We start from the raw sequence: 12,528 nt of genomic DNA, 5'->3' as shown, positions 1-12,528 counted from the left end.
AACATGAAAACATTTCATATTTCCCTCTTTTGTCTGGTAATGCTGTTATTCGCAGCCTGCCAAACTAAAAAACTCCCATATATAGGGGAGCCGGAGCTCGTAACGAAAGTGGTCGACGGAAAAGAAGTCGAAGAAACGATTTATCCCGCTATACCGGATTTTTCATTTCAAAATCAGAATGGAGAAACCATCTCCGGTAGAAGTTTAGATGGCAAGATTTATGTCGCCGATTTCTTTTTCACGACCTGCCCTACAATTTGTCCGCCTATGAAAAAAAACCTCTTGAAGGTCTACCAGGCTTTTAAGGATAACCCGGAAGTTGGGATTCTCTCCCATACAATTGATCCTGCTCATGATAGCGTGGCGGTGCTGAAAAAGTATGCTGATGACCTGGGGGTAACAGGGAACATGTGGCATTTTGTAACCGGCAACCGCGACAAAATCTATGAAATCGGTGAAAAAAGTTATATGGTAAGCGCCCGTGAAGATTCCGCTGAAGCCGGAGGGTATATCCACAGCGGTCATTTTATTCTGGTAGATAAAAATAAGCATATACGTGGGATGTATGATGGCACGACCGAGCAGGGGACTGCTGAACTTCTGAAAGATATCGAAACCTTACTCAAAGAAGAATAAGTCAAATTCAGTCCGCCGGCACTGACCATCGTCATAATTAAACCTTAATTAAAATCAAGGAAAATTGCGAGTTGCGTTGTTTCTTTGTGAAAATTTTAAAGCTGTCAAAAAGTTAGATATGCAAAGCGGAGAAAAAAGTGCACAGCCCTGGTTGGGGAAAATGCAGGAAAAATGGGGGTTGGAGACAACCAGACAGGTTCTTTTGGTTTTAGCTGTTTTTAGTTTGTCGGGTTCGTCGGTTGTGTGGCTGAGAAAAGGACTTTTTCACCTGCTGGGCTATGACGATGCTACACCCATGTGGCTCAAAACAATTACTTACATCCTTTTCATATTTCCTACCTATCAGAGTTTATTATTGATCTACGGCTTTCTGCTTGGTCAGTTCTCATTCTTCTGGGAGAAAGAGAAAAAGATGTTCCGCTGGATTGCAGCGAAGTTCCGCAAGTAAGCACATAAGTAGCTGTTGGCAATTAGCTACAAGCCACTAGCTCAGTAACTATATAAAGAGAGGATGACCAGCGCTTTAGTGTGCCGGTCATCCTCTTTTTCTCTATAGCTCTTTCTTAATTCTTTCTCAGTGTAACCATTCGTAAGAGTTTTGCGCTTTATCGGTGACTATTCATTCCAGGTGCGGTCTAAGAATGAAATTCACTTAAACACACCTCACATTATGGATTACGAGATTATTAGAGCGCAATTGGTAGCTACAGTTACCCAGTATGGCGGCAAAATTGTTTTAGCAATAATTGCCTTTATCATCGGGCGAATTATAATCGGAAAGATCACCTCAATTATCGCCAATGTAATGGATAAGAGAAAGGTAGACAAAGATGTTCAACCCTTCCTTCTTTCATTGGTTAGTGTATTGCTAAATGTAATGCTCCTGCTGAGTATTGCGGGAATTGTTGGTATTGAGACTTCTTCTTTTGTAGCTGTATTAGGGGCAGCTGGTTTGGCAGTAGGTTTAGCGCTTCAGGGTAGCCTTGCTAACTTTGCAGGTGGCGTTTTGATTCTGATTTTTAAACCTTACCGTGTAGGAGACCTTATCACTGCGCAAGGTTTTACAGGAACAGTAGAAGGTGTGCAAATTTTTAATACCATCCTCGTTACACCTGACAACAGAACAATCATTCTTCCTAACGGTTCTTTGTCAACTTCACCTATTACCAATATTTCAGGTAAAGGTAAAATCCGCGTAGACATGGTCTTCGCAGCAGGTAGCCAGAACGGAGCTGACAAAATCAGAGCATCGGTACAGAAAGCAGTTGATGCTTGTCCTACCGCTCTAAAAGATGTTCAACACGATATATTGGTTACAAAACTTACTGAAAATGCAATTTTCTTCGATGTGAGAGTCTGGACGCCGAGTGTTACTTATTGGGAAACGTACTACTTTGTACACGAGGCCATCAGCAGACAGTTTGCAATAGATGGAATTCAGGCTCCGAAACCTGCTGAGGTGAGTGTGGCATTGAAACAATAGCTAAAATATAACCTTTCTGATCGATTATTACGGGAGTATAGGAGTCTTGATTCCTGTACTCCTTATTTTATTTATACCTTTGTGAATTATTTCAATTAAGGATCAGAATCATACATACCATTCCATGTTTGAAAACTTACAGGATAAACTTAATAATGCCTTTCGTACACTAAAAGGAAAGGATAGAATTTCAGATATAAACGTGGCTGCTACTACCAAAGAGGTGCGTAAAGCATTGGTAGATGCCGACGTTAACTTCAAGGTTGCCAAAGAAATTACAGACCGGATCAGAGAAAAAGCACTCGACCGGAAAATATTGATATCTGTTGAGCCCGGACAGATGTTTGTTAAGATCGTGCAGGAAGAGCTGACCGAACTGATGGGTGGTGAAGCGAAAGCCATCAATACAAAGGGTGATCCCGCAGTAATTCTTATTGCAGGTTTGCAGGGTTCCGGTAAAACAACTTTCACAGGAAAGCTTGCCTATTTGCTTAAGAAACAAGGAAAACAAGTATTACTTACTGCTGCCGACGTGTACCGTCCTGCTGCGATTGAGCAGTTGAAAGTACTTGGTGAACAAGTGGGTGTGGAGGTATACTCTGAGCCGGAAAATAAAAATCCGGTAACCATTGCTCAAAATGCCATCGCTCACGCAAGAAAAATCGGCAAGAAAATAGTGATCGTCGATACTGCCGGACGTTTGGCAGTTGACGAAGCAATGATGCAGGAGGTTGAGGACATCAAATCAGCAGTAAAACCTTCTGAGATCCTTTTCGTAGTGGATTCGATGACAGGTCAGGATGCGGTGAATACTGCCAAGACTTTCAACGAACGCCTGAACTTCGACGGGGTTGTTCTTACCAAACTGGATGGTGATGCCCGCGGTGGAGCTGCGTTATCGATTCGTCAGATTGTTGATAAGCCTATTAAGTTTATCAGTACCGGTGAAAAGATGGAGGCGCTTGATTCATTCTATCCGGATCGTATGGCCAGCCGTATTCTCGGCATGGGGGACGTAATTTCTCTTGTAGAGCGTGCTCAGCAGGCATTTGACGAGGATGAAGCTAAACGTATCAACGCAAAAATGCGTCAGAATAAGTTTGACTTCGACGATTTCCTTGGTCAGTTGCAGCAAATTAAGAAAATGGGTAATGTAAAAGATCTGATTGGTATGATTCCCGGAATGGGCAGTGCCATGAAAGATCTGGACATCGATAATGAGTCATTCAAACCGATTGAGGCCATTATCCAATCAATGACTAAAAAGGAACGCGAAAATCCTGAAATCATTGACGGAAGCCGCAAAAAGAGAATTGCAGCAGGTAGCGGAACATCCATTTTACAAGTCAACAATCTGATCAAACAGTTTGATGAAATGCGTAAGATGATGAAAAAAATGAACACTATGCAGGCCGCCGGTAAACTTGGTAAGGCATTACGTCGCTAGTTTTCTGTGTTTATAACTGCATATTAATGAAAAAAATATTTGTCCTGCTCCTGCTGTTTGCAGCCTTGGGTAATCATCAGCTGCAAGCACAGGCTTCTGTTGGTTATTATCCGTGGAGCAATTTGGTAACAGTGAGCACAGGTACGCACAGAGCGATCTGGCTTGATACACGTGTTCAAACCAACTCTCTGTTCAGCAGCCTGAGCATCGATTTGCTACCTATGATCAACCTCAAAAGAGGTGAAATTGTACAATGGTACATTGGCGGAGGTCTGAGACTTAACCCGCTGTACCGCATTGCTGATTCCCGGGCTGACCTGATTACCATTGATGGTTATTCTGTGAATTTTGGAGCACGTATATCTCCACTTCGTCAAAACAGGCGGATTCAGCTCGCCCTTGAACTCAATCCATACGTAAAAGATAGTTTTGATAGCGGGGTTCTGAAAAGCCATTTTGGAGTGGTTTATATTTTTGGCAAGAAAAAAGAACAGGATTAAGGTTTTGTTCCTGTTACTTATAACTGATTTTGCGTCCAATGCTGGAATTAATCTGAATCACAGATTTTTTAGAATCAGTTGGAAAAACATAAACCTTAAAGTAAATGAGAAAGATCACTCTCAATGTTGGATTTGCTTTACTAATCAGTGCATTTGCACTGACCTCTTGCTCGAAAAAAGCTGAGCAGGAAACCAAAGAAGCTACAGCAGCGGTGTCTGCGGATATTAAAGAAGGTGCGTCTGACGCTAAGGATGTAGCCAGTGATGTAGCCACCGACGTAAAAGAAGCTGCGCAGGATGTTGCGTCGGATGTAAAAGAAGCAGGGAAAGGTGCTATTGCTGATGTAAAAGCAGCCGCCGCCAAAACTTCTGAAGCACTGGATAGCAAAGTCAGCAAACTGGATGCTGCTGCAAAAAGAGAATATGATTCAATCACCAACGAGATCAACCGCCTGGATGAGGAAATCAAAAAAGCATCGGCTCTGGAAAAAACAAAGCTTGAAAAAACAAAGGCAATCTTTGTTAAAAAGAGAGATGCACTCCTGAACTGACCCTGTTTCACTACTGTACATAACGAAAAAATAAAATAGCAACCTGCATAAAACGGGTTGCTATTTTTACTTTAGGATTTTATTGAGTGGCTACTACATAAGCAAAATCCTGTGATGTTATGAATGAACAAATGCTGACTGAAACCGCCGGCTGGCTGGGTGTAGTTTTTTATGTATTTTCCTATTTTCTTCTTAGCACCGGGCGATTAAAATCAAGTAGTTACATTTTCCACAGTCTCAATGCATTAGGAGCCATCGGTCTGATCATTGTTTCTGTTTATGAAAAAGACAAACCAAATATCGCTGTTAATGTCATATGGCTTGGAATCGGGATTTATGCGATGGCCAAACGATTTACAGATATCTCAGGCAGGAATTGACGCAGGCAGTCGAAGCATAGCAATAGCCCGCTGCTTATACTTCTGAATACGTTTCTCATAATCCTTTTTATCCGTCACCAGACTAAGATAAAAGTAAGCACCATCCACCAGCACGAAAATATCGTCCGCAATCTGATCCGGGTCTTCTACATTGATCAAGCCCTCTTTGTGGCATTGTGCTATATGCTCACTCAGCTTTTTACGCAGAGCATCCAGGATGCTTTTATATAGTTCTCTGATCTTCGGTTCTCTGAATGTGAGCGAATAACAGCTGTAAAAAAGTCCGTCATCGAATAACGTATTCCATTTTTTAGAAAAGATGTTATCAACAATTTCAAGAAGAGCCGCCTGAGAATTGGCCTGTATTTTACTGCCGACTTTATAAATGAGCTGATATTTATCAAGGAGATAGTCTATCAATCCATAGGTGAGATCTTCCCGAGTTTGAAAATAGTGTATCACCAGACTCGGATTGATATCCATTTCCTTCGCGATTTTCGCAATGGAAGTATTTTCCAGCCCTTCTTTTTTGGCTAGTTTATAGAACACTTTGATAATTTCTTTCTGCCGCGTCTCTTTCAGACTTTTTCTTCCCATTGATGTAGAGGGTTAAAACTTCAAAAGCGAAGGTATTTTTCTTTTTTAACAACACAAAGTCTGTTCAACCGAACACCTCTTTTATTCTACAATCCACTTGTTTACCGTGTTGTATTTACCTTCCACAACGATTTTATAAAATCCTTTGGGCAGCTTTTTGACATCCATCACCACTTTTTCGTCTTTTACCGGCACCTGTTTCATCAGCAAATAATGATCACTTCCCCCCTCTTCAAATTTGTTGGTTGTAGTTAACCATACTTTCACATCTCCCTCGCTATCCACTGATTTCCATGTTACGCTAATTTGATCTCCTTCTTTTTTAGCAGTTGGCCACAATACCGAGAGTTTACCTGTCAGAGCAGCACCATCCAGCTCCATCGCCTGTTCTTTTTTGATCGGGATTTCAAGATGTCGGGATATAGTTGGCATAATATCGACGATTCCGGGTACGTGCTGTATACCTGCTTTCCCCTGAAAATAGCTATTCAAACCCTTCGCATTCGTTACAATCCACGTACTACGCTCTGCAGCTGACTGTCCTCCATGATTTTGACCTGTTGGTTCGCTACGACCGTGATCTGTTGTGATAAAGATCTGCCAATCTTCTCCAAAAGTCTTTTCACGATATTGAATCGCTTTCCACAACCGTCCCATTTGCGCGTCCATATATCCGATTGCTTTATTGAAACGTTCACTGTTTCCATATTTATGACCCATATCATCCGTGTATTCAAGGTAAACCCATGAAAGATCCGGCGCTTCGTCGGCAATATACCTTGCTGCCTCATCTACTACTTTTTCATCAATCTGATGAATGTATTCCGCTTCCTTGTCGTGAGGTAAGTTAATCGTATCCAACTCAAAACCATCGAAAGCATAATGTACCTGTAAATGATCAGTTTGCGGCAATCCCGTTCCGATCAACTTGGTACGGTTGTCGAGCCAGGTTGAAAAAACGGCTGTTCGTTTCGCAGGATAAGCTTCCTGAAAAAACCTGAATATAGTCCAATAATGGTAGTTAGGATCTTTAATATCGTTATCCCAGACATTATGCTTGTTCACCCAGGTGGATGTAAGCAGACTATTATAACCCACCGCTGAAATAGTCGGGGTTTGACTATATGATTTCACCTCTCCACCAACATATGCTTTCGTAAAACCTCCGACTTTGGAAATAGCATCCAGATTAGGAGTCGAAACTTTACGGAGCTGTTCGGCAGAAATTCCATCTACGATTACAAAAAGTGCTTTCTTCTTATCAGATTGCGCATTTACACCTAATGATAACAGGGAAAATAATAGCAATAATTTAGGTTTCAGATAGGTCATTTTACTTTGGTTAGGATAAACAAAAAGTGAAGTGCGTATACAAATTGAGACCCAATTTGCTGAAAAAGCAAACGGTTCTCAATCTATGTTTTGGTTTTACCAGCCAAATATCTGTGACAGGGCCGGATTTAAAGTCACCTGTGCTTGCGGAACTGGTCGATAATAGTATTTAGGCTCCTGGAAAGTACCACGTTCAGGATCTGTTACAATGGTACCACTTGTTCCGTTTTTCAGGAAAAATGAAGCATCACTTCCAACTGCCCCTACGCGGTAATACACCAGTTTCTTACCCAATGAATTCGCCTCTTTGTCTTTTTCTTCCGGTATTGATTCAGACAACGGAATCAGTTTTACATCATCAACATTGTCGCCTGTCAGGTCATATTTACCCAGGCCCGGGAAATACAATCCTTCCGGTTCCTTTTCGATGAGTTTTCCTGCGCCCCAACGCATCAGATCATCAAACCTGAAACCTTCCATAGCCAACTCAACACGGCGTTCTCTTCTGATTTCAAGCAAAATAGCTGCATTGCCTCCTGTTACAAGCGGATACTGAGCCTTCAAAACAGCGTCTGCAACAGGCGTCATAGTCAGGTTTGGCATAGAAGCTCTCGCACGAAGTTTATTGATTGATAAATCAAGATCGCCTTGTGTTAACTCATTCAGTTCAGCTTTAGCCTCAGCATAGGTAAGCAGTACCTCGGCAAATCTTACAACAGGCACATCCAGACTATTCGCCACTGCAACATCACGTACATTGACGAATCCTTTCAATTGGTGATAACCTGATTGATTTTTGGCAAATTGCTGTACATATACTCCCGCTCCCTGCGAATAGGTAGTATTATTCACCAATTCCCAGCCCGGATAGGCCAAGGTGTACGACATTCGTGGATCCCGATCCTTAAATTCCTCCACAAACAAGTTAGTATTGTAACCAGCCTTGTTAGTATATGGCGTACCATCTTTCATGAGATAGCTTTGAACCAGATCTCTTGCAGGACTTGCCTCATAGTTACCAAACATAAATGCTCCCCACCAGCCACTGTTACGTTTGTCCTGTTCGCTGAATACCCCCAAAATAACCTCTTTGTTGGATTCCAATGCGCTACTATTGAAAAGTCCTGCATAGTCGTTATGAAGCTGATATTTACCTCCATCTATAATTTGCTTTGAAGCGTCTCTGGCAATTTGCAAGTACTTATTCGCTGTAGATTGCAAAGAAAGTTCACTATGATACTTTCGATATGTCGCTTCATAAAGAGCATGTCTTGCTTTAAAAGCCAACACCACAGACTTATTAACAGCTCCAGTGCGATTTTCAGAATTACTTGCGCTTTGGGCAGAAAAATCACGCACATGTTGACTTGCAAATTCATAATCTTCAAAGATCTTGTCAACAATCAGCGTCCTTGGATCACGTGGTTTTTTCAGTCCATCATCATTTGTTTCCATCGCGTGTTCGTACCAGGGAACGTCTGAATATCTTTTCACTTTCTCCATATAAAATCGGGCTCTGAAAAATCTGGCCACGCCTTCATAGTGATTTAAAGCTTCCTCGCTGATTTGCGCTTTTCTGAAATTATCCAGGAAGTAGTTAATGCCTCTGAGCTGATCCCAGGTCCAGCCACTATTTATAGTGGCAGCAGAAGGAGTTCCTACCATCATGCTTTTGATCTCAGTCACACCAGTTGTTGGAGAATTGTCAGTAGATGCATCTTCTACATAAATCCCTACACCAGGAAAGTTGTATAGACTGTACATATACGTTTCAAGGTCCTCAGCACTGTTGAAGAAATTTTCTTTTGAAATTTCTGTTTCAGGAAAGCGTTCTAGAAAATCGTCGTTGCAACCTGTAAAGAGCAACATCGACACAAAAAGAGAGATATGAATATATTTTTTCATGCTGATTATCATTAAGAAAAATTAGAACTGAATTTCCAAACCGAATGAATAGCGTCTTTGGAACGGGTAGGCATATCCCCATCCGCTTGAAGTCTGTTTGTTCGGATCTACTTTATCGACATTATCAGTGATAGATTCAGGATCAAAGAATTTTTTCACTTTTGAAATTTCACCCAGATTTTCTCCACTTGCGTACACTCTCATACGGGCAATTTTAATTCTCTCTGTCAGACGTGATGGCAGCGTATATCCTATAGTCAGATTTTTAAGACGCAAATACGCGCCGCTCAGCATGTATTTGGTTTGCGGCACTGCTAATCCTTGTGCCTGATCTATACGCTCACCAAGGTTTCTGTCTGCCAACCAGGATTGTAATACCGGGAATTTTGCATTGGTGTTTGCATCTGCAAGGCCCGCATCCAGATAAGCCTGCGAATGTTTGGCACGTTGCACATCACTGTCAGCTGTTCCACGATAGAAATCAAGCAAGTGTTCGTATCCACCGGCATAGGGTTGCTGGTAGAAGCCCCAATACAGGTAATTAAGAGGATAGTAATCCATTTTGCCAATACCCTGTATGAAGGCACGAACGTCAAAGCCTTTCCAATCTGCTCCCAGATTCACCCCAAAACGCAGGCGTGGCAACATATTTCCAATTACCGACAAATCCTTTGGGTTATCCACTGTCGTCCCTTTTTCGATCTTTCCATTTCCGTCCAGATCCTGGTACTTTGGCCATCCCGGTACAATTGAAAGTGCTCCCCATGGTATCATCTGTGATTGGTCAAGGGCGTCAATTTCCTGTTGGTTTTGGAAAAATCCATCACTTTTCAATCCCCAGATACTACCTAGCTGCATGCCTTTATAGTATTGAGTTATAGAACCCGAAGGATTGTCAAAAGAAGTAATGCGTGAACGGTTATCAGACAAATTGAATTTCGCACTGAAATTTAATGGGCTTCCACCTACATTGAAGTCATTATCATAACCCAATGAAACCTCCCATCCATTCGTCACCAAATCAGCAGCGTTTTCATTTGGCTCCTTTGCACCTAATACATCCGGAAGATCTTTACCCGGAGTCAGCATACCTTTGGTGGTTCGGCTATAATAATCGAAAGAAGCCGTAACTTTCTGCTGGAAAAAACCTAGATCTACTCCAATGTTTCTGGAAGCAACTTTTTCCCAGGTATAATTGGTTGACACCAAGGCAGGAGCAGTCACCTGCGGTGCTACAACACCTCCAATAAGATAGTCATTAGCTTGTCTGCCCAGGGCTGCTATATAGCCATTCTCGTCTGGTCGACCCAAAGCAGATATATAGCCGTACTCATTTACAAACTGATTACCCAACAAACCAAACGAACCACGAATTTTGAATGCATTTACAACATTAGCCATTGGCTTCCAGAAATCTTCTCCATCCACCTTCCACGCTCCTGAAACTGAAGGAAAAAATCCGAATCTTTTGTTTTTCGGAAATTTGGAAGATCCGTCGTAGCGTCCGTTGAATTCAAGAATATACTTATCGTCGTAGATGTAATTAAGCCTGTAAAAAGCTCCACGTATTGCCCATTCCTTTACCTTTTCATCTACCTGCATCAACCCAGTAGCAAGCCCTATGCTTGGAAGTGAAGCTGAAATCACATTTCCTCTTTGTGATCTAAACCACTCAGTACGGCTTTCTTCCTGATTGTAACCCAGAACTGCAGTTACATTTTGCTTACCAAATTGCTTATTGAAAGTTGAATAAGCATTGAATACAGAATAGGTAACATTGTCAGCTCTGCGGTAAGCGATGTTATTTCCTTCCTCCCGAATATCAGCCGGGCCATAACCAATACGGATTTTTGACTCATTTCCGGCTAAATTGATATTCTCTCTGCGAGCAGTATAGTCTGCATTGAAGCGTAATGCATCTTCAAAGAAAGTGAGTTCAGTATTGAATGTAGTCTGAAACATATTGTTCCGCTGATCGTACCTTCCACCATCTGTCAGCCTCGCTGATTCACGACCTACATCCGTATTAGCCCATGTTCCGTCAGGGTTTTTATCCCAGCTTGTTGGAAAAAGGTTAAACAGATTTTGCATTGAAAGCTGATAGGGCCTCGTTCTCTGTGTAAGTGCAATGGACGTATTATTACCAATCGACAGCCATTTGTAAGGTTTAAAATTCACCTTACCTCTTGTGGTGTAACGATTGAATTTATCCTCAGCTATACGCAAAGCGCCATTTTGAGAATCGTAAGCTCCTGACAAATAGTAGCTTGTTTTACCAGATTTACCAGCTAACGAGATATTGTGACGTTGAGAAACTGTGAAGTTGTCTACCAGCTGCTTTGTCCAATCTCTGTTACCCATGTACTCGTACAATGAGTTATCCAGCGGATTAAGTCTTACCGGGTTTGTACCATCAGGATTATCCGAACGGTCTTTTGCCCACGCATACTGGCTGTCCGTATAGTTTACATTGTCCCAGGGTGTGTTGTCGGTTGATGTTTCCAACAGGCGCATATAGATGTAAGGATCTGTAATTTTATTAGGCATTACAGTAGGCTTACCCCACGAAAAGTTGTTGGTATAGTCGATCGTCATTCCATCTTTCATCCCTGACTTGGTAGTAATCAAAATCACCCCAAACGCTGCACGAGCACCATAAATGGCTGCAGACGAAGCATCTTTCAGTACAGAAATTGTTTTGATATCTGATGGGGCAATGAAATTCAATTCAGCTGCATCTACAGGAACGTTATCCACGAGGATAAGCGGATTCCCACCGTTGATAGATGTAAATCCACGAATGTTGATATTCGGAGCTTTTCCCGGCTCACCGCTTGCAAAATCAATGTTCAGGTTGGGAACAGCCCCCTGTAAGCCTTGCCCTACATTCTGAATAGGGCGTGCCTGCAGTACTTTGCTGTCCACTACGTCAACAGCACCTGAAAGATTTTCCTTTTTCTGAGCACCATATCCTACTACAACTACTTCCTGGAGATTAGAAGCATCAACTTCTAAAATGACATCCACCTTGTTGCGCTTATCAACAACTTTCTCCTGTGCTTTATAGCCAATAAAAGAAAATACAAGCACAGATCCCGGATTGACATCTGAAATAGTGTAACTACCGTTTCCATCTGTAACAGTACCACGCTGAGTACCTTTCAGCAGGATGTTAACACCTGGTAAAACTTCGCCGTTGTTCCCGCCTGTTACCTGCCCGGAGATCGTAACTCCCTGCGCGTAACCAGAAAAACTGAACAGCACTGCCATCCCGAGCATAATTGCTCTTCTTAGCCTGACACTGCCCAAACCTACTTGTAAAGTGTAATTCATAATGAATAGAGTTTAAGGAAACTTTGTGAAACAAATGATGTGGTTGCCTTTTGGGAGGACAAAATTCATTAAAGCCGCTCAGTCGGAGGTTAAGAGAATGTTAACGAATGATGAAGTTATTTTGATTGAACGTTCATTCAATCAAAAATATAAATTTTTTGATAAAAAATAATCCTTGACTAACAAAAGGAAAATTGTGGTGCACAAAAAAACCGGCACATACGATATGTGCCGGTAGTTGTACTCTGAAGATATGTGTGATTTTGGTTTAAGGCTGGATATCACCCTGAGATAGCTAAGACAAAGTCAAGGAAAACGTATGATTTACGCTGCCCTTTTATGAACAAACTCGTTATCGTATGCT

At 41.9% G+C, this 12,528-nt stretch carries 11 protein-coding genes; 7 read left to right on the top strand and 4 right to left on the bottom strand.

Going from position 1 to position 12,528, the window contains the following annotated elements; translation table 11 throughout:
* The first annotated feature begins 3 nt into the window (after window positions 1-3).
* The 7 genes from DSL64_RS27015 to DSL64_RS26985 all read left to right on the top strand — a co-directional run bounded on the left by DSL64_RS27015 (window position 4) and on the right by DSL64_RS26985 (window position 4,997).
* Window positions 4-636 carry an SCO family protein gene (locus DSL64_RS27015; RefSeq protein ID WP_115834082.1) on the top strand — a complete coding sequence of 211 codons (633 nt, stop codon included), beginning with the start codon at window positions 4-6 and terminating at the stop codon, window positions 634-636.
* 118 nt (window positions 637-754) lie between these two features.
* Window positions 755-1,084 carry a DUF6787 family protein gene (locus DSL64_RS27010; protein ID WP_115834081.1) on the top strand — a complete coding sequence of 110 codons (330 nt, stop codon included), beginning with the start codon at window positions 755-757 and terminating at the stop codon, window positions 1,082-1,084.
* Window positions 1,085-1,306: 222 nt separating this feature from the next.
* Window positions 1,307-2,119 (top strand): mechanosensitive ion channel family protein, encoded by an 813-nt coding sequence (locus DSL64_RS27005; RefSeq protein WP_115834080.1) that lies wholly within the window; start codon window positions 1,307-1,309, stop codon window positions 2,117-2,119.
* Window positions 2,120-2,243: 124 nt separating this feature from the next.
* Window positions 2,244-3,566 (top strand): signal recognition particle protein, encoded by a 1,323-nt coding sequence (gene ffh, locus DSL64_RS27000; protein WP_115834079.1) that lies wholly within the window; start codon window positions 2,244-2,246, stop codon window positions 3,564-3,566.
* A 26-nt stretch (window positions 3,567-3,592) separates the two neighbouring features.
* Window positions 3,593-4,066, top strand: a complete 474-nt coding sequence (locus tag DSL64_RS26995; protein WP_229217244.1) for a hypothetical protein — start codon at window positions 3,593-3,595, stop codon at window positions 4,064-4,066.
* A gap of 104 nt (window positions 4,067-4,170) precedes the next feature.
* A complete protein-coding gene (locus DSL64_RS26990) occupies window positions 4,171-4,617 on the top strand; it encodes a hypothetical protein (RefSeq protein ID WP_115834078.1) in 447 nt (148 codons plus the stop codon).
* Window positions 4,618-4,736: 119 nt separating this feature from the next.
* On the top strand, window positions 4,737-4,997 hold the full coding sequence (locus DSL64_RS26985; RefSeq protein WP_199539521.1) for a CBU_0592 family membrane protein: 261 nt from the start codon (window positions 4,737-4,739) through the stop codon (window positions 4,995-4,997).
* On the opposite strand, the gene DSL64_RS26980 is transcribed toward DSL64_RS26985, so the two are convergent.
* From DSL64_RS26980 to DSL64_RS26965, 4 genes are all read right to left on the bottom strand, one after another.
* The gene (locus DSL64_RS26980) at window positions 4,983-5,594 is read right to left on the bottom strand and encodes a TetR family transcriptional regulator (protein ID WP_115834077.1); all 612 of its coding nucleotides are present in this window, start codon (window positions 5,592-5,594) and stop codon (window positions 4,983-4,985) included. The genes DSL64_RS26985 and DSL64_RS26980 overlap by 15 nt on opposite strands.
* 81 nt (window positions 5,595-5,675) lie before the next feature.
* Entirely contained in the window at window positions 5,676-6,926 is a 1,251-nt protein-coding gene (locus DSL64_RS26975) for an alkaline phosphatase family protein (RefSeq protein ID WP_115834076.1), read from the bottom strand.
* A gap of 96 nt (window positions 6,927-7,022) precedes the next feature.
* Complete coding sequence (locus DSL64_RS26970) at window positions 7,023-8,831, bottom strand: RagB/SusD family nutrient uptake outer membrane protein (RefSeq protein WP_115834110.1); 1,809 nt, start codon at window positions 8,829-8,831, stop codon at window positions 7,023-7,025.
* A 21-nt stretch (window positions 8,832-8,852) separates the two neighbouring features.
* Window positions 8,853-12,164, bottom strand: a complete 3,312-nt coding sequence (locus DSL64_RS26965) for a SusC/RagA family TonB-linked outer membrane protein (RefSeq protein ID WP_115834075.1) — start codon at window positions 12,162-12,164, stop codon at window positions 8,853-8,855.
* Between the last annotated feature and the right edge of the window lie 364 nt (window positions 12,165-12,528).

The organism is Dyadobacter luteus, from assembly GCF_003383615.1.
GTDB lineage: Bacteria > Bacteroidota > Bacteroidia > Cytophagales > Spirosomataceae > Dyadobacter > Dyadobacter luteus.
This window is presented reverse-complemented; position numbering and strand designations above follow the sequence as displayed.